Genomic DNA, 22,100 nt, shown 5'->3' with positions numbered 1-22,100 from the left:
TCGTTTTTTTATCTGTATTTATCAGGCCATTGCCCGTATCCCCAGCTCAGGGCGTCTGGCAAAGCAGTGGATCAGCAGCAACAACGTCAACACACCGACCGTCCCCAATACCAGCCAGGGTAAGGCCGGCTGACCCTGTGCCAGTGCAAAGTCATAAAGCGACCCGCCACCGACATACCCGGTCATGCCACCGAGCGCCAGTCCAAGGCGGCTGAATCCCATGTAGCTACCCCGCGCTGCAGGATTGGCCAACTTGGTCATCAGCGTCTCACGGGCCGGTTCACAGATGATAATGCCCAGATAGAAGAAGGCCAGCAGCGTAAAGACGCCCGGCAGAGTGTTCACAAAGGCCACCAAGCCGATACCTATCGTCATCAGCAAGACCCCGGCCGTCACCCGGCTCTCCAGCTTGAAATGGCGCTCACCATAACGAGCCAGCGGATAGAGCAGCGCCAGTGACAGGGCCGTCTCCAGGCTATACATCCAGCCGACTGCCGTGGTCGTTCCCGCCATCTGTTTGACCAGGATCGGGAAAATCAGCATCACCTGAACCCACAGCATGTAGTAGCCGCTTAAGATCAGCACCAACCGGCAGAAGGCGCGGTCGGCCAGCACCTGGCTGAGCCCTTCAAACATCGGCGTTGGCTTAACCGAGATGCGATAAGCCGGCAGCAGCAGGGCGTTGCACAGGGCCGCTGCGACAAACAGGGCGGCGCCCAGCAAGCAGACATAGGTAAAATCAAAGCGCAGCAGCCAACTGCCAAGCAGCGCGCCCAGCACGGCGCCGGCACTTTCCAGCATCATCAGCAGCGAGATAAAACGGCCGCGCTCACGTGGACGGGTAAACTTGATCACCAGCGCCGCCCGCGGCGGGTCAAACAAGCAACCGCCGAGCCCGGAGAGGATACACGAAACCAGCAGCAGCATGCCGTTATCGGCCCAGGCCAGCGAGGCAAAGCCGGCAGCACGCAGCAGCATGCCGGTCACGATCAGCGGGCGGGCACCAAAACGGTCGGCCAGTGAGCCACCGAAAATACCCAGTCCCTGCTGGGTTAACTGACGCAGCCCCAGCGCCAGACCGACCAGGCCTGCCGCCCAACCGAGTTGGTCAACAAACCGCAAACTGATCATCGGCATCACCACACAGAACCCCAGAATCACCAGAGTTGTGTCCAATGCCAGAAACCAGCGCCCCCAATACCTTGCCCGCTCAACCATGATCCACCTCACATTAGAGGGGTTATTCTCGAGTATCATCAGATATAGTGGTAGCCAGGAACTGGTTATATTTCCTATAGGACAATCTTATGTCTATGGATCTCGATGACCTGCAGCTGTTGCTGGACGTGGCTCAGCTTGGCAGTTTCAGTCAGGCCGCAGCGATTCGCGGTTGGTCACAGCCTGTCGTCAGTCAGCGCATTGCTCTGCTGGAGCATCAGCTGGGCTCGCCGCTGTTTCGTCGCCATCGCCGTGGCGTGACGCCAACACCGGCCTGCGAGCAGTTTCTGCCGGCCGCTCGAACCGCCCTCACCGCCCTGTCTGAAGGGCGCTTGGCCATGCAGGGTGCGCCGGCCATGCCGCGTATCCAGTTAGCCAGCCTGCCTTCGCTCACCTCGGTGGTATTTAGCCCGTTATTGATGGAACTGGTCGATGGACCGTTCGAGATCCGCTGCGATAGCGACCACTCGGGCGGCATTATGCAGGCGCTGCTCAATGGCGGCTGCGACATTGGCTTCGTGCTCAAATGCCCACCGGTCGCCGGCATCCAGATGGAGTTACTCTGTCGCTCGCCGATCATCGTGGTGGCATCACCGCTGCATGAGCTGGCCGGGTGCCGCAATCTCACCCTGCACCACCTGGCGGACCAGCGTCTTGCGCCGCAGCAGTGGGGCGTGGCTTGTGATGTATTTATCCAGCAGTTGCGACGCTTGCGCCGCGCCACCAGCCCGCTGCACGCCATTCAGCCCGCCAGTGCGGCCCGTGAGTTGGCGCTCGAACACGGCTTTATCACCCTGATGCCGGCGCTGGCAGTGGCGCGCGACCTTGAGCTGGGCCGGCTGGTACGCCTCGATGTGGAGGGCTTACCGCAGGATCACTGGGACGTGATGATGGCCTGGCGCGGCGGCAAACGCCCCAATCCAGCCAAAGAGACAGTGCTGACCATCGCCCGCAAAATGGCCGAGCGTTGGCGTAACGATCCCCTGCGCAGCGCCACAGCAACCACCCCATAGTGCTTGCAGCCACGATTCCGGATTGGCTAAAGTGACTCGAAAGACGACCTCGCGAGGAACAAGGAGAGAGGATGTTCACCTGGCAACTCGATGACGAGCTGGCATTGCTGTTCCTGCAACCCGACATGACCAGTGAGCTGTTCAATCTGTGTCATGACAACCGTGACTATCTCAGTCAGTGGCTGCCCTGGCCGCCCTTTATTCGTAGCAGCGATGACACGGCACTCTTTATTCGCCGCGCTGTCGAGGGATTTGCCCGCGGCGAAAGCATGGCCTGTGCCATGGAATATCAGGGAGAAATGGTTGGCATCATCGGATACAACCAGATCGACCGCCAGCTGGGTCTGGTCAAGATTGGCTACTGGCTGGCAGAGCGCTGGCAGGGTAACGGCATCGTCACCCGCGCTTGCCGCGCCCTGATCCATCACGCCTTTGAAGAGATGGGCATGGAGAAAGTCGAGATACATGCCGCCGTCGAAAATGATGCGAGCCGCGCCGTCTGCGAGCGCCTTGGCATGCCGCTCGAAGGCATCATCCGGCGCAGTGAAAAACTAGCCCAAGGCGTAGTGGATCACGCCTGTTACGGGCTATTGCGCTGCGAATGGACCAGAGAGAGGGAGTTCTGATGCAACGGCTGCCTCATCTTGTTACCCCGCACGCCGAGTTGACGGTGCTACCTCCCGAGCGGGCCGAACTGGTACTCGACTATTACCTGCGCAATCGCGATCATCTGGAGCCCTGGGAGCCACTGCGCCCAGCCGGTTTCTATACCCTGACCTACTGGAACCACCGGCTGCGTGACAGCTATCAGCAGTGCTTCAATGGTTCGGCCATCAATCTGGCGGCCCTTGATGGCTCAGGCAACATGATTGCCAGCTGCAACTTCACCAACATCATCCACGGGGTATTCCAGGCCTGTTATCTGGGCTATTCCATCGATCAGCGCTATCAGGGCAAGGGGTTGATGCAAGAGCTGCTGACCAGCGCCATCGACTATATGTTCACCGACCAGCAGTTACACCGGATCATGGCCAGCTATATGCCGCGCAATGAACGCAGCGGCCGCTTGCTGGAAAAACTGGGATTCGAGAAAGAGGGTCTGGCGCGCGACTATCTGATGATCAATGGCCGCTGGGAAGATCATGTGATGACGGCGCTGATCAACCCCGCCAGCCGTCAGCGCAAATAGAAACGGGCCCTGCGGGCCCGTTTCTATCGACAGAATCGCCTGATTACTTCTTGGCTTCTTCGGTCTTGGCAGCATCGCTGGCTGCAGGAGCCGCGTCAGCAGCCGGAGCAGCTTCGGTCTTGGCGGCGTCAGCGGCAGGAGCAGCGGCTTCAGTCTTAGCAGCATCAGCGGCAGGAGCGGTTTGAGTTGCAGCCGGAGCCGGCTCAGCGGCCGGAGCCTTGGCTTCTTCTTTCTGGCCACATGCAGTCAACATCAAACCCAGGATACCGGCTACCAGTACTTTGTTCATTACTCATTCCTCAAACTTGGTTGAGAGAAGGGGGAAACCACCCTCTCTGTGGTCCGGATCACATCCGGCTTAGCACCCGTGCAATATATCTCTATGAAAAAAAGAGTAAAACGTGTCTTTCAATGAGATTTTTTGCTGCGCTGGATAAAAAATAGAGCTGATTGAGTATTCTTTAACAACTAACGTCGATTTATCGCGCAAAAGTCACAATAAATCACCATTAACGTTGACCAAATTAACAAAAAACACTCTTTCTAACTCTATTGTTATTAGTGTCTGCTGACAACATCAAAGACAGAATCTGACCTCACTGACCACCGGTTAGGCTTCTGCAACAGACAAACGTCGCCCGAACCGGGTCAATGACAGAACAAATGCCGGCACCAGCAGCCACATATGCAGCTCCAGTTGCTCAATCGTCGCGCCCGACACGATGGCGGTGAGCGAGACCAGTGCGCCGGCACCGCTCATCTGTAGCAATCCCAGCAAAGCCGATGCGGTCCCAGCACAATGCCCGAAGGGTGCCAACGCCATCCCCGCAGCCGAACCGAGCACCATGGCAAACCCGATGCTGGAGATAAACACCGGCCCCATCATCGCCAGCGGAGTCTGCATCCCTTTGAGCAGGGTCAGCAGCAGCGCCGAACTGCACAGCACCAGCAAGCCGGCGCGCAATGTGCGGCGGGCACCGAAGCGGCCAATCAGGCGCGGCGCCAGAAAGCAGGCCAGTATGTTGAGCACGGCGTTGCCGGTAAACCAGTGAGTAAACCCTGCCATATCCAGCCCCAGACGCACCATCAATTGCAGCGGCGCCACGGTGACATAAGCCAGGATCACCGCCATAGCCAGCATACAGAGCAGCGCATTAAACAGAAAACGCGGGTCAACCAGCACAGGGCGGTAGCGCTGCCAGCTGATCAGTGCCCCGTCGCTAAGCGTGTCAGCCGGTCGGGTCTCCGGCATGCGCAGGGCCAGCCAGGCACCGACCAGTAGCGCATAACCGGCCATCATCCAGAAGCTCGACGGCCAGCCAAAGTGGGCGGTCAGCCAACCGCCCAGCAGGGGCGCCAGCGCGGGGATAAAGCAGATCGCGCCATTGAGATAGGAGATCATCTGGCCGCTGCGCTTGGGACCATAGTGGTCACGCACCACCGCAAAGGCCGCCACCGAGGTCGCGCAAGCGCCCAATCCTTGCAGGATGCGGGCAACCATCAATTCGCCAAACGAGCTGGCAAGCGCGGCCAGCAGAGCACTGATGCCATAGAGCAGGATACCGGTCAGCGCCACCGGACGGCGGCCATAACGATCGGCCAGCGGGCCCGAGAGCAGTTGCCCAAGCCCCATACTAAACAGAAAGCCGGTGATGGTTCCCTGCATCTGTTGCACCGGCGCATGCAGCGCCTCTGCCATCTGCGGGATTGCCGGCAGATAGATGTCGATGGCCAGGGGACTGAACAGTACCAGCAAAACAAGCAGACTCAATAAGTGCACGGCAATGCTCCTCAACTAGCCGAACCGGAAACCGGGCAGTGTAATGGTTAAAAAGTGTGAGCTGAAATGGTCTTTTGTCATTACGGTAATTCCTGGAAGGAAACACCCCCTGCAACCTATTGTGCTTTGCGTTTATAGTGGCGACATCGGCACAAGGGGTGAAAACAGATGCTGCACCAGACGCTCAGGATTCAAGGTCGTGCCTGGTTTATGGGCGATTTGCACGGTTGCTTTGGCCAGCTGCGCGAGCAGTTGTTCGAGGTGGGTTTCAACCCCGGTCGCGGCGATGTGCTGATCGGCGTCGGCGATCTTATTGACCGTGGGCCGGATAATCTGGCTTGTCTCAACCTGCTACAACATAGCTGGTTTCACACTGTGCTCGGCAATCATGAAGATATGATGCTCGATGCCCTGCAAAGTGACGATCCTGACGCCAAACTGCTGTGGCAGCGCAACGGGGGCGGCTGGTTTTATCGACTGGCGGCCGACGAGCGTCAGCAGGTGCGTGACCTGCTGCCCAAGATGGCCACCCTGCCGCTGGTGCTGACCGTGGAGACCCCGGCCGGGCGCATCGGTGTGGTGCATGCCGATCCCGCCACCCACGACTGGCGAGAACTCGATGACACATTTTGCCAGCAGCATCGGCGCACCCTGCTCTGGGAGCGCAACCGCATCATGGAACTATTGCTCGGCGGCCGTTGCAATTCGGTGATCAGCGGCATCGATCGGGTGGTGCTCGGCCACACGCCGATGCGCGGCGACTGGTTGCAGCAGGGAAATCTGTGCTGGCTCGATACCGGCGCTACCTATCACGGCCATCTGACTTTACTGTGCGATGAGGAGCTACTGGCAAGCCAACCTTTCACATAATCTGCGGCGGGTTAACGCTGCACCCCATTCTTATATTTCTGCCCGGGCAACCCTTTCCTTCTTTTATCCTAAAGTGGCCGTTTTGCCGCGCCGATACCTATTATTAACAGCACAGCCTGTTGACTGCTTACTGCGAAGCGGCGCCTGACAAGGAGCCATTTGATGGCGCAAATGAATGAAATATAAACAAATTTGCCGATTTATAGGCAGTGCTGTATAAATCGGTCATCAGTCACAGGAAGTCGGCTGATCTATTTTGAGTGCGCGTATTACCATTTAGGAAGGACCCGATGAAAGGATGTCATTGGCCCGGATGGGCATTACTGGTCTGGTTTTTGGCACTGCCTCTGCATGCTGCGATCGTCAATCCCAACCACCTGTACCAAGAGACCGAACGCCTGCAGCAACGCCTCGCACTGCTACGGCAAAAGGCCGGATTACCCGCCGAGATCCCCCAACCCGGCATTCAGGACAACAAGCTTCCCATCCATCTCTATATCAAGGCCGGTGAAGTGCATGATTACGCCGCCGCCCTGCAACAGGCCCGCGGCCTCACTCCCTCTGCCCCGTTGCCACTACCCGATGCCTCCGTGCGCCCCAACATGGTGATGGACCCGCTGCAGCAGATTGAGCAGCAACTCGACTCACTACTGACCGCCAGTCAGATTCCGCTTCCCAGCGATGAGCCCGAGATGCCACTTGGCAAGAGCACCAACGATGTCTACCGCGCCCTGTGGCAACTGGCCAACGGCTTTGATGGCCTGGTCCCCGCCGCAGGAAACGCGCAAATCATCGCAGCCCTGACTCAGGTACAAAGCGGATTGGCACCGCTGGCTAAACAGCTTGGCAAAACCCTGCCCACCCCGTCTGCCGAGGCGGCGAGTGACAAGACTCCGCTCGATAACAATCTGGTGGCTTATCAGTGCTTGCACTTGATGGGCCGGCTGCTGCGCCAGCTCAATATCGAGCCGACCGCGCCCAGCCACTTCCCGGTGGGGAGCATCAGCCATCAGCAGGTCTACGACTCGGCCCTCAATCTGTTGGCCGAAGTGCAAAAGGCTCGCGCCTCACTAGGTATCACCGATGCGCTGCCTGCGGCTGCGCCACATCAGGCCGATGACAACCAGATCTATGCCCAACTGGGTCAGCTGCGTGCCACGCTGCTTGCTCTGCTGTAAGGAGGCGTCATGTTCAAACACCTTTCCCTGAGCAAGAAAATCGGCCTCATCCCGTTGGTCATTCTGCTGCTGATGGGGCTACTGCTCGGTTTTAGCGGCTATTGGCAACAACTGATTGGCAACAAGGCTCGCGCCTTTACCAGTGAAATTGCCCCGGTCGCGCGACTGTCCGGCGAGCTGGCCAACAATGCGCTGGAGCGCCAGGTCAGCCTGCGCGCTTACGTCGAGACCCATTCAGCCGACGATCTGGCCGCCTATCAGGCGCTGGCCAAGGCTAACCAAGCCTTGCTGGCCCGCCCCGAAAGCAGCCAGTTGCCCACTCGCAGCCAACTGGAGAGTTCGAGCCGCCAGCTCGATGATCTGTTCCTCAAGCAGCTAGTGCCGATGCAGCAGACACTCGCCCAGGATGAGGATCGGATCCTCAACCAATTGGTGCCCCAGGCACTGGCCGGCGCCTCAGATTTGTTAGCCAGTCTCGATGCCAGCACTGCCGGTGCGCTGCCCACCGTCACCGTCGCCTTTATGAATCACCTGCAGGCGTCCCTGATTGCCCTGCTCGGAAACCTCAATACTCCGTCGGCCACCCAGCTGGACCGTTTCTTGATGGAGCTGTATGGCGCTGAAAATGCACTGTTAGATCTGCAGCACAACATCCACAAAGAGGATCAGCAGGCGCTGCTCGGCCAGATTGCCAGCCAGCTCAAGACCTATCACGAACAGGGCCAGGCCCTGTTTACGCGCGATGCCGAGTTGCACCGTCTGCTCACCGAGCAGGTTGCCCCCACCACCCAGCAGATTGTCAGCCTCTCGACTGATTCCCAGCAGGGAATGTGGCAACGCCTTAACAGCGAAAGTCAGGCCATTGTCGAGGATCTCGGACAGATCCAGACCACCAGCCTGCTGTTCGGTCTGTTTGTGGTCGGGTTATCGCTGCTCAGTTATTGGGTGATCCTGGGATTGATCCGCCAGCCCATCAACCAGATGGTGCATGCCATGGAGGACATTGCCGAAGGTGAAGGGGACCTGACCCGCCGCCTCGACGTGGATGCCCGCGACGAACTGGGCCAGATGGCAGGCGCCTTCAACCGCTTTGTGGCCCGTTTGCAAGAGACGGTGCAGACCATTCATCGCAACGTCACCAGCCTCAACCAATCTGCCTCGACCTTGACCGGACTGGCCAGCCAGTCGGAGCAACAAGCCGACCATCAACGCAGCGAGTTCGGCCATCTGCGCGAGCAGATTGACCATCTCTCGAGCAGCTTTGCCGTGGTAGCTGACAACATGCAGCAGACCGCGCAATCGGCCGATGCCATCGGCCAGGCCTCCGATGAAGGCCACCTGCGGGTACGCCAGACCGAGCAGACCATTACGGCGCTCACCAGCCAGATTGAAGATACCGCCCACACCATGCAGCAGCTGGCTCAGGACAGCCAGAATGCGACCCAGGTGCTCGACGTGATCCGTGGCATCGCCGAGCAGACCAATCTGCTGGCGCTCAACGCCGCCATTGAGGCCGCTCGCGCTGGCGATCAGGGGCGTGGCTTTGCGGTGGTAGCCGACGAGGTGCGCACGCTGGCGATGAAGACCCAGGAGTCGACCAGTCACATCAACGATCTGCTGCAATCTTTAATCAGCGGCGCCAATGCCGCGCAGGAGAAGATGCAGCAGAGCCAGCAGCAAGCCACAGCCAGTCTGGCCCAGATGCACTCGATGAGCGCCTCGGTCAGCGATACTCACCGTCTGGTACAAGAGATTGGCGAGCGGGTGCAGCAGGTCAATCAGGCCAGCAACCAGCAATCGGACACCACCGAGCAGGCCGCACGACGGATGCAGGCACTGACCAGCGCCGTCTCGGCCAGTTGGGAATCAGCCCGTGGCACCGCCCAATCGGCGCGCGCCGTCACCCAGCAGGCCGAAGAGATCCGCCAACACCTTTCCCATTTCCGGGTATAACTATCGCCCGGCCGACCTTGGTCGTGCCGGGTGATACATTCCTGCTTTGCCAAAGGCCCGACCACGCATAGAATGCGAGCTTCATTTTCAAGGAGGCTCCGATGAACAAACTCGTACTGGCAACCGGCAACCAGAAAAAGGTCAAGGAACTGGCCGCCATGTTGGCCGATCTCGCTATCGAGGTGGTCCCCCAGAGCGAGTTTGCCGTCAGCGAAGTCGCCGAAACCGGCACCACCTTCGTCGAGAACGCCATCATCAAGGCGCGCCATGCCGCCCGTGCCACCGGTCTACCGGCTGTGGCCGATGACTCAGGCCTCGAAGTGGATCTGCTGCAAGGACGCCCCGGCGTCTATTCGGCCCGCTTCGCCGGTGAAGACGCCAGCGATCGCGACAACATCGACAAACTGCTGGGCGAGTTGAACGGAGCACCGAGCGATCTGCGTACCGCCCGCTTCTGGTGTGTGCTGGTCTATATGCGCCATGCCGATGATCCGACGCCGGTTATCTGCCAGGCCAGCTGGGAAGGGCTGATTACCAGTGATCTGCGCGGTCAGAATGGCTTTGGTTACGATCCGGTGTTCTTCGTGCCAAGCGAAGAGTGCACCAGCGCCGAGCTGCCGGCCGAGCGCAAGAACCAGTTGAGCCACCGCGCCCAGGCGCTGGCCAAGCTCAAACTCGCGCTGGCTGCCGACTAACGGCAACTCACTCACCTTGAGATAAACTGGGGGCTATCAGCCCCCATTTTCATTGATGGAAACGTCCATGCTGCAACTGCCACCGCTCTCTCTTTACATCCATATTCCCTGGTGTGTGCAGAAGTGCCCCTACTGCGACTTCAACTCCCACGCCCAGAAAGGAGAGCTGCCCCAACAAGAATATGTCGCAGCGCTGCTTGCCGATCTGGAGCAGGACCTGCCATGGGCCCAGGACCGGGCGTTACGCTCCATTTTCATTGGGGGTGGTACGCCGAGCCTGCTCAGCGTGACGGCCATGCAAACGCTGCTCGATGGCGTGCGCGCCCGCATCCCGTTGGCTGCAGAGTGCGAGATCACCATGGAAGCCAACCCCGGCACGGTCGAGGCCGAGAAATTTGCCGGGTTCCGCGCAGCCGGCATCAACCGAATCTCCATCGGGGTACAGAGTTTTCAGCAAGAAAAACTCACCCGCCTTGGCCGCATTCACGGCCCCGAAGAGGCGCAAAACGCGGCAGCGCTGGCACATGCCATCGCGCTGCCCACCTTCAATCTGGATTTGATGCACGGTCTGCCGGATCAGAGTCTTGATGATGCCCTCTACGATCTGGAACAGGCGATCGCCTGCGCTCCGCCCCACCTCTCCTGGTATCAACTGACCATCGAGCCCAACACGGCGTTTGCCTCCAAGCCGCCACGGTTGCCGGAAGACGAGGTGCTGTGGGATATCTATGAGCGCGGCCATGCCCTGCTGACCGCCAACGGCTACCGCCAGTACGAGATTTCTGCCTACGCCAAAGAGGGCTATCAGTGCCAGCACAACCTCAACTACTGGCGCTTTGGCGACTATCTGGGGATTGGCTGTGGCGCCCACGGCAAGCTGACCCTGGCTGGCGAGCAGACCATCATCCGTAGCGCCAAGATAAAACACCCCAAGGGCTATCTGGAGCCGGGCCGCGGTTTTCGCGATCAGGTGTGGCAGGTTGAGCAGGATGACCTGCCGCTCGAATATTTCATGAACCGCTTCCGCCTGTTTGAACCGGTGCCCAAGGCTGAGTTCACCGCCTACACCGGCCTTGAGCTGGAACGGGTTGAAAGCGTGCTCGCCATGGCGCAAACCAAGGAGCTCATCGTGGATCACGGGGAGAGTTGGCAGCTGACCACGCTGGGCCATCGCTACCTCAATGTACTGCTCGAACTGTTTATGGACGAATAAACGCGGGGAAGTGCGCTCAGCAAACGACGACCGTCATCGGCTGCTGACCGCACTCCCACCCTTTGCGGTGTTTCGGGGTACGCTGGAAGCTTCCCTTGCCCTTGCCGCTCTTTTCGACCCGCACCTGAAACAGCGGCGACGTGACCAGTGCCTTGAGGTGGTTGTCGTTAATGGTGCCGCGTTGATGTTCATGCTCGGCGGTCATCGCTGCCTGCTGCTTTTTCTTGGCCATGGCTGGCTCCTTTGCTGATAAACGATAAAAGTTGTTGCGTTAATCGCACTCACTTGGCGAAAACGTGCGCGATTGTAGCGCCAGCTGCCCGTGGCAGCCAGCACTCAGGCGCAATGGTCGTGATGTTCATGGCCTGCCGGCGTACCCGACTCCAGCGTTTCGAGAATGGCGCAGTGCTCGGCTGAGCGCGGCCCGCCGCAGCAGATGTTGGAGAGCTCGCGCAGGTTCTCGCGAAACCGGGTCAGTTCACGAATCTTCTCTTCCACCTGTTCCAGTTTGGTGTCCGCCACCGCCTTGACCTCCTGGCAGGTCACCCGCGCCTTGTTACGGTCCAGATCCAATAACTCGCCGATATCGGCCAGCGAAAAACCGACCGACTTGGCGCGCAGGATGAACTCCAGCCGCCGCCGATCCTCTTCGCTATAAAGACGATAACCGGCATCGCTGCGAATGCTTGGCGCGATAAGACTGTTCTTCTCGTAAAAACGCAGGGTATCGGCTTTGACACCACAAGCTTTGGCCAATTCACCAATCCGGTACATGATTGCTCTCCCAAGCTGTACTCCACCACTTTACACCGCAGCCGCCATTCCCCCAATCCTGCCACACAGAATGCAGTGCGGTGGAAATCGTTTGCTTCAAAATCAATGACAAACGTTTACTGCCGCGCCAGACAAGGGCTTTCGCCAGAAAAAATCCAGCAAGGCTCACATTTTTTGTGTAGAATGCGCGCCGACAACTGAGCACCACCCGCTTACGGGCATTTCCTAAAGCTGACTGCCGAAGTCGGCTTTATGAAATCCCCCCAATACCACAGTCAGGGGACTCCAGTTGCGCGCGCGTGCCCGAGTCCCCATCACCTTGAGGACGATAGAGTAATGGAACAAGCCAGGCCCATCCGCCGCGCCCTGCTGAGTGTCTCGGACAAAACCGGTATCGTTGAGTTCGCCCGCGCCCTGAGCGCCCGTGGCGTTGATCTGCTCTCTACCGGTGGAACCGCCAAGCTGCTGGCCGAAGCCGGACTGCCGGTCACCGAAGTCTCCGATTACACCGGCTTTCCCGAAATGATGGACGGCCGCGTCAAGACTCTGCACCCCAAGGTACATGGCGGCATTCTCGGTCGCCGCGACCGTGATGACGCCATCATGAGCCAGCACGGTATCACCCCCATCGACATGGTGGTGGTCAACCTCTATCCGTTCGCCGCGACCGTGGCCAAGCCCGGCTGCACTCTGGAAGATGCGGTGGAAAACATCGACATCGGCGGCCCGACCATGGTCCGCTCAGCCGCCAAGAACCACAAAGATGTCGCCATCGTGGTCAAGGCTGCCGACTATGACCGCGTCATCAGCGAGATGGATGCCAACGGCAACAGCCTGCGTCTGGCCACCCGTTTCGATCTGGCGATTGCCGCCTTCGAACACACCGCGGCCTATGACGGCATGATCGCCAACTACTTCGGCACCATGGTTCCCTCTTACGGTGACAACAAAGAAGGTGACGAAGAGTCGACGTTCCCACGCACCTTCAACAGCCAGTTCATCAAGAAACAGGACATGCGCTACGGCGAGAACAGCCATCAGGGCGCGGCCTTCTATGTGGAAGAGCGTGCCGCTGCCGGCAGCGTCTCCAGCAGCACCCAGCTGCAGGGCAAGGCTCTCTCTTACAACAACATCGCCGATACCGATGCCGCGCTCGAGTGCGTCAAAGAGTTTGCCGAGCCGGCTTGCGTCATCGTCAAACACGCCAACCCCTGCGGCGTAGCCATCGGTGATGACCTGCTCAGCGCTTATGAGCGCGCCTGGCAGACCGATCCGACCTCTGCGTTTGGCGGCATCATCGCCTTCAACCGCGAGCTGGACGGCGCCACCGCCAAGGCCATCGTCGATCGCCAGTTTGTCGAAGTGATCATCGCCCCGACCGTCAGTGCTGAGGCCCGCGCCGCCGTGGCCGCCAAGCAGAACGTGCGTCTGCTCGAGTGCGGTCAGTGGAGCGATGCTGCCAGCGGCTTTGACATGAAGCGGGTCAACGGTGGCCTGCTGGTGCAAGATCGCGATCTCGGCATGGTGACGCTGGCTGACCTCAAGGTGGTCAGCAAACGCCAACCGACCGAGCAGGAGCTCAACGACCTGCTGTTCTGCTGGAAGGTCGCCAAGTTCGTCAAATCCAATGCCATCGTCTACGCCAAAGATGGCCAGACCATCGGTGTCGGTGCCGGCCAGATGAGCCGCGTTTACTCGGCCAAGATCGCCGGCATCAAGGCAGCTGACGAAGGCCTGACCGTGGCCGGTTCGGTGATGGCGTCCGACGCCTTCTTCCCGTTCCGTGATGGCATCGATGCTGCCGCTGCGGCCGGCATCTCCTGCGTGATCCAGCCGGGTGGCTCGATGCGCGATCAGGAGGTGATCGATGCCGCCGACGAGCACGGCATGGCCATGGTGTTCACCAACATGCGCCACTTCCGCCACTGATCCTTTTGGCAGGGCATCGCCCTGCCTGTTATCACAAGCACAACGACGAACACAGAGCAGAAACAGACCATGAAAGTACTGGTGATCGGTAACGGCGGCCGCGAGCACGCCCTGGCATGGAAGGCCAAGCAATCCCCCCTGGTGACCCGGGTCTTTGTGGCGCCGGGCAATGCCGGCACAGCACACGAGCCTGGCCTTGAGAACGTCAACATTTCAGCCACCGATATTCCGGCTCTGCTCGCCTTTGCCAAGTCGCAGCAGATTGGCCTGACCATCGTCGGCCCGGAAGCGCCGCTGGTGAAGGGGGTGGTAGACACCTTCCGCGCCGAGGGTCTGGCCATCTTCGGTCCGACCGCTGCCGCTGCCCAACTGGAAGGCTCCAAGGCATTTGCCAAAGACTTCCTGGCGCGTCACGCCATCCCGACCGCGGAATACCAGAACTTCACCGAGGTGGAGCCGGCACTGGCTTACCTGCGCGAGAAGGGCGCCCCCATCGTGGTCAAGGCCGACGGTCTGGCTGCCGGTAAGGGCGTAATTGTCGCCATGACCCTGAGCGAAGCGGAAGAAGCGGTGCGTGACATGCTGTCGGGCAACGCCTTCGGTGATGCCGGTGCCCGCGTGGTGATCGAGGAGTTCCTCACCGGTGAAGAGGCCAGCTTTATCGTCATGGTCGATGGCGAGCACGTGCTGCCGATGGCGACCAGCCAGGATCACAAGCGGGTGGGTGACGGCGATACCGGCCCCAACACCGGCGGTATGGGGGCCTACTCCCCGGCTCCGGTGGTCACCCCCGACGTGCACCAGAAGGTGATGGAGCGGGTCATTCTGCCGACCGTGCGCGGCATGGCGGCCGAAGGCAACGTCTACACCGGTTTCCTCTACGCCGGTTTGATGATCGATGCCGACGGCAACCCCAAGGTCATCGAGTTTAACTGCCGCTTTGGCGATCCAGAGACCCAACCGATCATGCTGCGTATGCGCTCGGATCTGGTTGAGCTGTGCCAGGCTGCCTGCGCCGGCAAGCTGGATCGCATGGAAGCTAACTACGACCCCCGCGCTGCGATTGGCGTGGTGCTGGCCGCAGGCGGCTATCCGGGTGACTACGAGAATGGCAAGGTGATCAGCGGTCTGCCGGTCGAAGAGGCCAGCGGTGAGAAGGTCTTCCACGCTGGCACCCGTGTAGAAGGCAGCGACGTCGTGACCAACGGCGGCCGTGTACTGTGCGCCACCGCGCTCGGCCACACCGTCGAGCAGGCCCAGAAGCAGGCCTATCAGCTGGCGGCTCGCATCCAGTGGGATGGCGTCTTCTACCGCAAGGATATCGGCTGGCGCGCCATCGAACGCGAACAACAGGGCCAATAACGCCCACCCCGGCCAAGGGCCCGCAGCGATGCGGGCCCTTGTGCTTATGGCCTGGCCAACGTTGCCAATTGGGCCGCAAACGTTTTTATTCACAACTTGTATGGACAGAACGACACCATGAGCACCACCCCCACACACCGTCATGGCGATCTCATCTATGGACTGGAGAGTCGCCCGCCCCTGCCGCAAACCCTGTTTGCCGCCCTGCAACACATGCTGGCCATGTTTGTCGGTATCATCACGCCGCCGCTGATCATCTCCTCCTCCCTTGGCCTCAGTGCCGAAGAGGGGCGCTACATCGTCTCCATGTCACTGCTGATGTCCGGCATCGCCTCCTTTATCCAGACCCGCCGCTTCGGCCCGGTCGGCTCGGGACTGCTGTCGGTGCAAGGTACCAGCTTTAACTTCCTTGGCCCGATCATCGCCTCGGGGCTGGCTCTCAAGCAGGCTGCCTATCCGGAGCCGCAGATGCTGGCCACACTGTTTGGTACCACGCTGGTTGCCGCCTTGAGCATGGTGATTGTCAGCCGCTGCCTGCACCTGATTCGTCAGGTGATCACCCCGCTGGTGACCGGTATCGTGGTGCTGTTGATCGGTCTGACCCTGATCAAAGTCGGTCTGGTGAGCATGGGTGGCGGTTTTGCCGCCATGCAGGATGGCAGCTTCGGCAGCCTGCAAAACCTCGGCCTGTCACTGCTGGTGCTGCTTATTATCGTGGTGCTGCAACGCAGCCAAAACCCTTGGCTGCGCCTGTCAGCCATCGTGCTCGCCATGGGCATCGGCTATCTGGTGGCCTTCCTGATCGGTCGTGTCACCGTGCCGACCCTGCCAAACGAGTGGATCACCCTGCCGCGCATCCTGCACAACGGCCTCGGCTTTGACTGGTATCTGTTTATCCCGCTTACCGTGATTTTCGTGGTCACCTCGCTGGAGGCGATCGGCGACATGACTGCCACCTCCGATATCTCCGGCGAGCCGGTTGAAGGGCCGGTCTATATGGCGCGGATCAAAGGCGGTGTGCTGTCAGACGGCATCAACTCCATTCTGGCCGCTCTGGTCGGCACCTTCCCGATGTCGGTATTTGCCCAGAATAACGGCGTGATCCAGCTAACTGGCGTCGCCAGCCGCTATGTCGGCTTCTTTATCGCCGGCATGCTGGTGCTGCTTGGCTTGCTGCCGGGCGTCGCGGCGCTGATCCAGCAGATCCCCGAGCCGGTGCTCGGCGGTGCCACCATCGTCATGTTCGGCACCATCGCCGCCGCCGGGGTGCGTATCATCTCCCGCGAGACCCTGGATCGCCGCGCCCTGATGATTCTGGCCGTGTCGCTGGCCATGGGGCTTGGCGTGGCCCAGGTGCCGGAAGTGCTGCAACACCTGCCGGAGCTGCTCAAGAGCGTGCTCTCCTTCGGTGTGGCCACCGGTGGCATCACCGCCATGCTGCTTAACCTGTTGCTGCCGCGCCGCAATCCGGTGCACGCCTGATCGACCCCGCACTATGCAGAAGGGAGGCCACTGGCCTCCCTTCTGGTTTTAACGCGCTGCGGCAAAGGTGTTGCAGGCGGCCGGATCGCCCTGATCGAAACCGCGCTTAAACCAGCTATAGCGCTGGGCCGAGGTACCGTGGGTAAAGCTGTCGGGCACAACGCGACCACTGGATTGCTGCTGCAACTTGTCATCACCGATCGCTTCGGCGGCGTTGAGCGCCTCCTGCAGATCATCCGGGTCGAGCGCCTGCTCACCCTGCATGTAGTGCCCCCAAACCCCGGCAAAACAATCGGCCTGCAACTCCAGCTTCACCGACAGGCGATTCTGCGCCGCCTGATCCAGACCGCGCTGCTGCTCGCGCACCTGACGCTCGATGCCCAGCAGGTTCTGCACATGGTGACCCACTTCGTGCGCGACCACATAGCCTTGGGCAAAATCACCGGCTGCGCCCAGCTGATCACGCAACTGCTGATAAAACGAGAGATCGATATAGACACTGCGATCAACCGGGCAGTAAAACGGCCCCATCACCGACTGGCCCTGACCGCAACCGGTGCGGGTAGCACCCCGGTAGAGCACCAGTTTGGGCGGCTGATATTGCTTGCCAGCCTTGGCGAAAATCGCAGACCAGCTATCTTCGGTCGAGGCGAGCACCTTGGAGCTAAAGTGTGCCAGTGACTCTTCCTCTGGCGACGCCGCCCGACTTTGGTGGCTCTGGCTGTGGCTTTGAGTTGGCAGTGCACCCTCACCACCGAGTAGCGGGGTGAGATCAATGCCGTAATAGCCGGCCACCAGCACCAAAATCAGTACGCCCAACCCCCCTTTACCGCGCAGGGGCAGACCGATTCGGCCAGCACCATTACCGCCATCCTCACCCCGGCGATCCTCTACATTGTCGCTCTCGCGCCGATCATCCATCCGCATCGTCTTGCCCTCTCACTCATTACTGGCGGGCAAGGATAGGCGCGAGCGACTCTGCCGACTACCTTTTAACCACGCCAATGCTGCTAATGGGCGCCTCGCGCGTCATCTCCTGTCCGGTGAGCCGCCCCCGGTATCGCTTTACTCACGGGCGACTTGGCTGCGCCAAACCGGTGCTAGCACACTCTTATTCCGGCGCCAATCCCCTCTATTTGCCGGATTTTGCATGTCTAATCACTCAATGCCTGAATTATGCAAAATCCGTGATAGTTCCGCCGTTTTAACTGCATGTTTGCGCATCGTCCGGCGTGCACTCTGGCGGCGGTGCGCCTGATCGTAACAATCGCGCTGAATGGCGTGGATAAACCCATGAATAACAGTGAAAAAACGGCTTTTTTGCAATCATCGATGAATATCATGAAATCGCGATCCCGATTTGTCGCCCTGCGTGTGACTCCCTAGAATCGCCGCGTCTGAACCCCTTAACCCGGCGTCATGACCCCTCAGTGCCTGCGGGCCACCATAAAGAGGGGCGCGCCTCTGTACCCCTACCCCGAGCACTGCCCGCTACGCGCGCAGGAGGACCTCATGAGTATCATCAACAAGAGTGTGGCCGTTCTGGTGGCCGGCACCTGTATCAACCTCACCATTGGCGTGCTCTACGCCTGGAGTGTTATCAAGAAGGCGCTGGTCAGCGACTGGGGCTGGACCCACACCGACGCCTCCATGCCCTACAACGTGGCCATCGTGGTATGGGCGGTGGCGCTGCTCGCCGCCGGCATCATGCAAGACCGCATCGGTCCGAAGAAGGTGATCACCCTGGGGGTGTTTCTGGTCGGTAGCGGCATGCTGCTCTCGAGCCAGATGCCGCAAGACAGCGTATTGGGACTGACCATCACCTTTGGTGGCATCGTCGGCACTGGTATCGGCTTTGCGTATGCCTGCGTGACGCCAGCCGCCATGAAGTGGTTCCATGCCAGCAAGAAGGGGATGATCTCCGGTATCACAGTCGGGGGATTTGGTCTGGCTGCCGTCTATCTGGCGCCGCTGTGCAGCACGCTTATCAGCCACTTTGGCATCTCCCAGGCGCTACTGATCCTCGGTAGTGCCGTGCTGCTGATTGGCCTGCCACTCACCCGCATCATCAGCAATCCGCCCGCCGGTTATGTACCCGCCGCGCCGGCCAACTTGCCGGCTGCTGCCGCCAAACCGCAATCCCAGCGCGAGTTTTCCTGGCGCCAGATGGTGCGTACCCGTCAGTTCTATTTCCTGTGGCTGATGTTCGTGTTCTCCTCCTCAGCTGGCGTGATGATCATCGGCAATCTGGCGTCTATCGCCAGCGATCAGGCCGCGATCGCTAACCCCGCCTTCCTGGTCTCACTGCTCGCCATCTGCAACGCCAGCGGCCGGGTCGGCGGCGGCATGCTGTCGGACAAGATCGGCCGGACCAACACCATGCTGCTGGCCTTTGCCCTGCAAGCCGTGAACATGGTGCTGTTTGCCTCTTACCAAACGGAAGCGATGATCATCGTCGGGACCGTGGTCGCCGGAATCGCCTATGGCGCCCTGATGTCGGTATTCCCCTCCACCACCGCCGATTTCTATGGTCTGAAGAACTACGGGGCCAACTACGGCGTGCTCTACACCGCCTGGGGCGTCTCCGGTTTTGTAGGTCCGCTGCTGGCCGGTTGGGCGGTCGATACCACCGGCACTTACTCGCTGGCCTACACCATTTCGGCCGTCCTGCTGGCGGTGGCTATCGTGCTCGGTCTGATGACCCGCGCCCCAAAAGACGCGGATGAGCAAGAAGGCGAACTGGTCGCCGACAACGCCTGATAACGCCGTGCGGCGCTCTGCCAGCTTGAGCGCCGCACGAACAAAAAGAGGTCAGCGTGGTTGCTTTTTGTGCAGCGAGCCGTCAGAATGCGCGCCGGTCTCGAGACTGGTGCCCACCGCAACCAGCTCGCACCGAGGTGGAAAGTCCCATCAATCCCGTGTCACTGCTGATGCCATGCCGAACCGCCACCCGGCCACATCCGCCTTGCTAAGGAGTTAACTACGAACTGGAAAATTATTGAGGTTATTATGAAAAAGTCTCGTCTACACAAGCCATTACGTCGCTGCAAACCGCTCGATCTGCCCATGCTGGAAACCCTTCCCGAACAGGATTACCTGATTCAGTTCAGCACCGGCCTGTATGGCGGCTACGCCATCAACAATCAGGGCTGGCAGGGCGAATTCGCCATCATCGATCTCTGATCCCTGGCTTGGGTCGCAACTCACGGCGACCCCTTCCATCGCTGACACACTGTGTCACAAAAAAGTTGTCTCTCTTCACAACCGGTTCACCTTTTGTCATGGCATGATAACGCGGCACGGGTCCATGAAGGATTCTTGGGCATGTCGTCAAAATCATAAGGAAAAACCCCATGGTGAAATCATTTCGTCCCGTTCTCCTCTCCCTGATGCTGGGTGCACTGGCACTGCCTGCCGTTGCCGCCGATCTGGAACAGCCGATGAAGAAGATGGGCTTTAACTACAAGCAGGCCACCAAGGCAGATGATGCTGCCAGCATGACCAAATACATCGAGCAGATGAAAGCCGAAGTGGAGAAAGCCAAGAAAAGTGATATGCCTGCCGCCAAGAAAGAGAAGTTCCTCGAAGGGCTGGGCGAAGTGGAAACCGAACTGGATGCCAGCCTGACGGCCCTTAAGGCCGGTGATGAGGCGACCGCCCGTGCTCACCTCGACAAGGTCAATGACCTGAAGAAGGAGTACCACAAATATGCCAAGCAGAAAGGCTGATACCTTTCGCTGGGACCCGCTGGTACGGATTACGCACTGGGGCGTAGTGTTTTGCTGCGCCGCCAACCTCTGGTTTGACGAGGCCGGTGAGGATCTGCACGAACAGCTCGGCTACCTGGTGATCGCACTGATCGCGGTGCGCTGGTTGTGGGGTCTGAGTTTTGCTGACAAGTATGCCCGTCTGGCCAGCCTCTGGCCGACACGGGCAGAGCTGGTGCAGCAACGCAAGGAGATGAGCGAACGGCTGCCACCGGCGCCTGGCCATCACGGCACCGGCAAGCTGGCGGTGTGGGCCTTGTGGCTCACCATACTGGCGACAGCTGGCACCGGCTGGCTGCAAACCACCGAGCAGGGCATCGACTGGAGTGCTGACGACTGGCACGAATGGTGTACCTGGGCACTGCAGGGATTGATCGCCCTGCACCTGTCGGCGGTGGTTTACACCTCCTGGCGCCAGCGCAGTAATCTGGTCAAACGGATGCTGCCGGGACACCTCTCCCGCTGATCCGTCCCCCACCTTATGGCACACTGGGCTCCCTACTGCTTTCGGGAGCCCAACATGCTGCACTGCCCATCCTGCGCCCAACCCACCCTTGCCCTGATCGGTACGCACGAGCTGCGCTGCCCGTGTGGCTTTCACTATTTCCACAATGTGGCGGCGGCCGTGATGGTGGCGCTGTGCTGGCAAGATGAGGTGCTGGTCGCCGTTCGCGCCCGTGAGCCGGGCCAGGGGATGTGGGATCTGCCGGGCGGTTTTGTCGATCCCGACGAGTCGCTGGAGCAGGCGGTGCAACGTGAACTGCACGAGGAGCTCGGCTGGCAGCCGCCCCCCGAGTCAGTGCGTTATCTTGGCTCGTTTCCCAATACCTATCGCTACGACAACATCACCTACAAAACCTGCGACACGGTCTTTGTCGTAACGCTCAGCGACAAGCCGGCGCTGCAAGCCGCCGATGACGTGGCCGCTCTCTATTGGGTCAAGCGCAGCGAGCTGGAGCTTGAGCGCTTTGCCTTCCCCTCGACCCGCAACGCCATCATGCTGCTGACCCGTTAACGCACGCTGCGCACCACAAAATCGAGCTGGCCGCAGAGGCGATCTTCGCGCTGGCGCATCTCGATGGAGCAGGCTTGTGGTTGCGTGCCCAAGCGGTCAAAGCAGACATACATCTCCTTGAGAAAGCGTCCGCCAACACTGCACGACAGGGTAATGCTCTCGGCCGGCAGGTCGGGGTTGGCAGCCACAAACTCGCGGCGCAGGGCATCACTGCTACGGCGCAGCGGTTGGTCCGGCGCCCGATAGCTCTCTGGAATCACCAGCCGGTTTTTCAGGGTTTGCGCCAACTCGTGGTACGCCGGCTGACTCAGTCCTGAGCAGGTGCCGTGTTTTTTCCATTCGTGGCGGGCAAGAAAGCTGCTGGGATAGAGCCCGGCGTAACGTTTGAGTGTCCGCTCGTCCCAACTCTCATTGCTGCAATCGGTCGGGAAACCGCGCTGATATTGCGGCCACAGGCCATGCAGCACGAACCCGTAGCCACGACCGCACTGCTCGGCATCGGCTTTGCTGGCACAGTGATCCGGTGACCAGGAGAGGGAGAGGACGTAAAAATCGAAATTGCCCTGTTGATCCTTGGCCTGCAACGGCGCCGCCAACGGCAGGGTGATGAGCAGGCCCGCCAGCAGGCGGGCCAGAAATGGGGGAAGATGCATGCTACCTCA

The 22,100-nt window shown here is 60.0% G+C and carries 23 protein-coding genes; 16 read left to right on the top strand and 7 right to left on the bottom strand.

The annotated features are described in order from the left end of the window. Positions 1–21: 21 nt before the first annotated feature. Positions 22–1,218 carry a multidrug efflux MFS transporter MdtH gene (gene mdtH / locus BW958_RS11800; RefSeq protein ID WP_076575932.1) on the bottom strand — a complete coding sequence of 399 codons (1,197 nt, stop codon included), beginning with the start codon at positions 1,216–1,218 and terminating at the stop codon, positions 22–24. A gap of 89 nt (positions 1,219–1,307) precedes the next feature. Between mdtH and BW958_RS11795 the strand changes: the two genes are divergently transcribed. The 3 genes from BW958_RS11795 to rimJ all read left to right on the top strand — a co-directional run bounded on the left by BW958_RS11795 (position 1,308) and on the right by rimJ (position 3,420). Continuing rightward, positions 1,308–2,231 (top strand): LysR family transcriptional regulator, encoded by a 924-nt coding sequence (locus BW958_RS11795; protein WP_076575931.1) that lies wholly within the window; start codon positions 1,308–1,310, stop codon positions 2,229–2,231. A gap of 71 nt (positions 2,232–2,302) precedes the next feature. Then, positions 2,303–2,857: a GNAT family N-acetyltransferase gene (locus tag BW958_RS11790; protein ID WP_076575930.1), complete on the top strand. Its 555-nt coding sequence runs from the start codon at positions 2,303–2,305 to the stop codon at positions 2,855–2,857. Beyond that, entirely contained in the window at positions 2,857–3,420 is a 564-nt protein-coding gene (rimJ, locus tag BW958_RS11785) for a ribosomal protein S5-alanine N-acetyltransferase (RefSeq protein WP_076575929.1), read from the top strand. The genes BW958_RS11790 and rimJ overlap by 1 nt, the downstream gene beginning before the upstream one ends. A gap of 43 nt (positions 3,421–3,463) precedes the next feature. Here the strand turns inward: rimJ and BW958_RS11780 are convergent, their stop codons facing one another. Both BW958_RS11780 and BW958_RS11775 read right to left on the bottom strand, forming a co-directional pair. After that, positions 3,464–3,709 carry a hypothetical protein gene (locus BW958_RS11780; protein WP_076575928.1) on the bottom strand — a complete coding sequence of 82 codons (246 nt, stop codon included), beginning with the start codon at positions 3,707–3,709 and terminating at the stop codon, positions 3,464–3,466. Positions 3,710–4,030: 321 nt separating this feature from the next. Continuing rightward, positions 4,031–5,200, bottom strand: a complete 1,170-nt coding sequence (locus BW958_RS11775; RefSeq protein WP_076575927.1) for a multidrug effflux MFS transporter — start codon at positions 5,198–5,200, stop codon at positions 4,031–4,033. A gap of 168 nt (positions 5,201–5,368) precedes the next feature. Here BW958_RS11775 and BW958_RS11770 point away from each other — a divergent pair, with 168 nt between their 5' ends. From BW958_RS11770 to hemW, 5 genes are all read left to right on the top strand, one after another. Then, positions 5,369–6,070, top strand: a complete 702-nt coding sequence (locus tag BW958_RS11770; RefSeq protein WP_076575926.1) for a metallophosphoesterase — start codon at positions 5,369–5,371, stop codon at positions 6,068–6,070. Between the two features lie 290 nt (positions 6,071–6,360). Further along, entirely contained in the window at positions 6,361–7,248 is an 888-nt protein-coding gene (locus BW958_RS11765) for a hypothetical protein (protein ID WP_076575925.1), read from the top strand. Positions 7,249–7,257: 9 nt separating this feature from the next. Then, positions 7,258–9,201: a methyl-accepting chemotaxis protein gene (locus BW958_RS11760; protein ID WP_076575924.1), complete on the top strand. Its 1,944-nt coding sequence runs from the start codon at positions 7,258–7,260 to the stop codon at positions 9,199–9,201. A 101-nt stretch (positions 9,202–9,302) separates the two neighbouring features. Continuing rightward, a complete protein-coding gene (locus BW958_RS11755) occupies positions 9,303–9,896 on the top strand; it encodes an XTP/dITP diphosphatase (protein WP_076575923.1) in 594 nt (197 codons plus the stop codon). A gap of 67 nt (positions 9,897–9,963) precedes the next feature. Continuing rightward, positions 9,964–11,109 (top strand): radical SAM family heme chaperone HemW, encoded by a 1,146-nt coding sequence (gene hemW / locus BW958_RS11750; protein WP_076575922.1) that lies wholly within the window; start codon positions 9,964–9,966, stop codon positions 11,107–11,109. Between the two features lie 16 nt (positions 11,110–11,125). Here hemW and BW958_RS11745 read toward each other — a convergent pair whose 3' ends face one another. After that, positions 11,126–11,341, bottom strand: a complete 216-nt coding sequence (locus BW958_RS11745; protein ID WP_076575921.1) for an alternative ribosome-rescue factor A — start codon at positions 11,339–11,341, stop codon at positions 11,126–11,128. Between the two features lie 104 nt (positions 11,342–11,445). After that, complete coding sequence (zntR, locus tag BW958_RS11740) at positions 11,446–11,883, bottom strand: Zn(2+)-responsive transcriptional regulator (protein WP_076575920.1); 438 nt, start codon at positions 11,881–11,883, stop codon at positions 11,446–11,448. Positions 11,884–12,219: 336 nt separating this feature from the next. Here zntR and purH point away from each other — a divergent pair, with 336 nt between their 5' ends. The 3 genes from purH (at position 12,220) to BW958_RS11725 (ending at position 16,656) form a co-directional block, all read left to right on the top strand. Next, positions 12,220–13,812: a bifunctional phosphoribosylaminoimidazolecarboxamide formyltransferase/IMP cyclohydrolase gene (purH, locus tag BW958_RS11735; protein WP_076575919.1), complete on the top strand. Its 1,593-nt coding sequence runs from the start codon at positions 12,220–12,222 to the stop codon at positions 13,810–13,812. 69 nt (positions 13,813–13,881) lie between these two features. Beyond that, positions 13,882–15,174 (top strand): phosphoribosylamine--glycine ligase, encoded by a 1,293-nt coding sequence (gene purD, locus BW958_RS11730; protein WP_076575918.1) that lies wholly within the window; start codon positions 13,882–13,884, stop codon positions 15,172–15,174. A 117-nt stretch (positions 15,175–15,291) separates the two neighbouring features. Beyond that, positions 15,292–16,656: a nucleobase:cation symporter-2 family protein gene (locus BW958_RS11725; protein ID WP_076575917.1), complete on the top strand. Its 1,365-nt coding sequence runs from the start codon at positions 15,292–15,294 to the stop codon at positions 16,654–16,656. Between the two features lie 48 nt (positions 16,657–16,704). On the opposite strand, the gene BW958_RS11720 is transcribed toward BW958_RS11725, so the two are convergent. After that, positions 16,705–17,583 (bottom strand): KPN_02809 family neutral zinc metallopeptidase, encoded by an 879-nt coding sequence (locus tag BW958_RS11720; RefSeq protein WP_076575916.1) that lies wholly within the window; start codon positions 17,581–17,583, stop codon positions 16,705–16,707. Between the two features lie 585 nt (positions 17,584–18,168). On the opposite strand from BW958_RS11720, the gene BW958_RS11715 reads away from it, so the two are divergent. From BW958_RS11715 to BW958_RS11700, 5 genes are all read left to right on the top strand, one after another. Beyond that, entirely contained in the window at positions 18,169–19,416 is a 1,248-nt protein-coding gene (locus tag BW958_RS11715; RefSeq protein ID WP_076575915.1) for an L-lactate MFS transporter, read from the top strand. 249 nt (positions 19,417–19,665) lie between these two features. Next, the gene (locus tag BW958_RS20510) at positions 19,666–19,839 is read left to right on the top strand and encodes a hypothetical protein (protein WP_179078849.1); all 174 of its coding nucleotides are present in this window, start codon (positions 19,666–19,668) and stop codon (positions 19,837–19,839) included. Between the two features lie 170 nt (positions 19,840–20,009). Further along, positions 20,010–20,384 carry a cytochrome b562 gene (locus BW958_RS11710; protein WP_076575914.1) on the top strand — a complete coding sequence of 125 codons (375 nt, stop codon included), beginning with the start codon at positions 20,010–20,012 and terminating at the stop codon, positions 20,382–20,384. Then, entirely contained in the window at positions 20,365–20,889 is a 525-nt protein-coding gene (locus BW958_RS11705) for a cytochrome b/b6 domain-containing protein (RefSeq protein ID WP_076575913.1), read from the top strand. Before BW958_RS11710 ends, BW958_RS11705 begins: the two co-directional genes overlap by 20 nt. A gap of 57 nt (positions 20,890–20,946) precedes the next feature. After that, complete coding sequence (locus BW958_RS11700) at positions 20,947–21,438, top strand: NUDIX hydrolase (protein ID WP_076575959.1); 492 nt, start codon at positions 20,947–20,949, stop codon at positions 21,436–21,438. On the opposite strand, the gene BW958_RS11695 is transcribed toward BW958_RS11700, so the two are convergent. After that, the gene (locus BW958_RS11695; RefSeq protein WP_143233075.1) at positions 21,435–22,091 is read right to left on the bottom strand and encodes a ribonuclease T2 family protein; all 657 of its coding nucleotides are present in this window, start codon (positions 22,089–22,091) and stop codon (positions 21,435–21,437) included. The two genes, BW958_RS11700 and BW958_RS11695, sit on opposite strands and share 4 nt — an antisense overlap. Positions 22,092–22,100 lie beyond the last annotated feature (9 nt).

Origin of the sequence: Aeromonas sp. RU39B (assembly GCF_900156095.1) — a bacterium.
GTDB lineage: Bacteria > Pseudomonadota > Gammaproteobacteria > Enterobacterales > Aeromonadaceae > Aeromonas.
Note: the sequence above shows the minus strand (reverse complement) of the source record. Positions and strands in the feature narration are given on the sequence as shown.

What these genes read in the sequence shown, in the direction of transcription:
- mdtH (WP_076575932.1), bottom strand. Translation starts at nt 1,218, where the DNA reads ATGGTTGAGCGGGCAAGGTATTGGGGGCGCTGGTTTCTGGCATTGGAC.
- BW958_RS11795 (WP_076575931.1), top strand. Translation starts at nt 1,308, where the DNA reads ATGTCTATGGATCTCGATGACCTGCAGCTGTTGCTGGACGTGGCTCAG.
- BW958_RS11790 (WP_076575930.1), top strand. Translation starts at nt 2,303, where the DNA reads ATGTTCACCTGGCAACTCGATGACGAGCTGGCATTGCTGTTCCTGCAA.
- rimJ (WP_076575929.1), top strand. Translation starts at nt 2,857, where the DNA reads ATGCAACGGCTGCCTCATCTTGTTACCCCGCACGCCGAGTTGACGGTG.
- BW958_RS11780 (WP_076575928.1), bottom strand. Translation starts at nt 3,709, where the DNA reads ATGAACAAAGTACTGGTAGCCGGTATCCTGGGTTTGATGTTGACTGCA.
- BW958_RS11770 (WP_076575926.1), top strand. Translation starts at nt 5,369, where the DNA reads ATGCTGCACCAGACGCTCAGGATTCAAGGTCGTGCCTGGTTTATGGGC.
- BW958_RS11765 (WP_076575925.1), top strand. Translation starts at nt 6,361, where the DNA reads ATGAAAGGATGTCATTGGCCCGGATGGGCATTACTGGTCTGGTTTTTG.
- BW958_RS11760 (WP_076575924.1), top strand. Translation starts at nt 7,258, where the DNA reads ATGTTCAAACACCTTTCCCTGAGCAAGAAAATCGGCCTCATCCCGTTG.
- BW958_RS11755 (WP_076575923.1), top strand. Translation starts at nt 9,303, where the DNA reads ATGAACAAACTCGTACTGGCAACCGGCAACCAGAAAAAGGTCAAGGAA.
- hemW (WP_076575922.1), top strand. Translation starts at nt 9,964, where the DNA reads ATGCTGCAACTGCCACCGCTCTCTCTTTACATCCATATTCCCTGGTGT.
- BW958_RS11745 (WP_076575921.1), bottom strand. Translation starts at nt 11,341, where the DNA reads ATGGCCAAGAAAAAGCAGCAGGCAGCGATGACCGCCGAGCATGAACAT.
- zntR (WP_076575920.1), bottom strand. Translation starts at nt 11,883, where the DNA reads ATGTACCGGATTGGTGAATTGGCCAAAGCTTGTGGTGTCAAAGCCGAT.
- purH (WP_076575919.1), top strand. Translation starts at nt 12,220, where the DNA reads ATGGAACAAGCCAGGCCCATCCGCCGCGCCCTGCTGAGTGTCTCGGAC.
- purD (WP_076575918.1), top strand. Translation starts at nt 13,882, where the DNA reads ATGAAAGTACTGGTGATCGGTAACGGCGGCCGCGAGCACGCCCTGGCA.
- BW958_RS11725 (WP_076575917.1), top strand. Translation starts at nt 15,292, where the DNA reads ATGAGCACCACCCCCACACACCGTCATGGCGATCTCATCTATGGACTG.
- BW958_RS11720 (WP_076575916.1), bottom strand. Translation starts at nt 17,583, where the DNA reads ATGCGGATGGATGATCGGCGCGAGAGCGACAATGTAGAGGATCGCCGG.
- BW958_RS11715 (WP_076575915.1), top strand. Translation starts at nt 18,169, where the DNA reads ATGAGTATCATCAACAAGAGTGTGGCCGTTCTGGTGGCCGGCACCTGT.
- BW958_RS20510 (WP_179078849.1), top strand. Translation starts at nt 19,666, where the DNA reads ATGAAAAAGTCTCGTCTACACAAGCCATTACGTCGCTGCAAACCGCTC.
- BW958_RS11710 (WP_076575914.1), top strand. Translation starts at nt 20,010, where the DNA reads ATGGTGAAATCATTTCGTCCCGTTCTCCTCTCCCTGATGCTGGGTGCA.
- BW958_RS11705 (WP_076575913.1), top strand. Translation starts at nt 20,365, where the DNA reads ATGCCAAGCAGAAAGGCTGATACCTTTCGCTGGGACCCGCTGGTACGG.
- BW958_RS11695 (WP_143233075.1), bottom strand. Translation starts at nt 22,091, where the DNA reads ATGCATCTTCCCCCATTTCTGGCCCGCCTGCTGGCGGGCCTGCTCATC.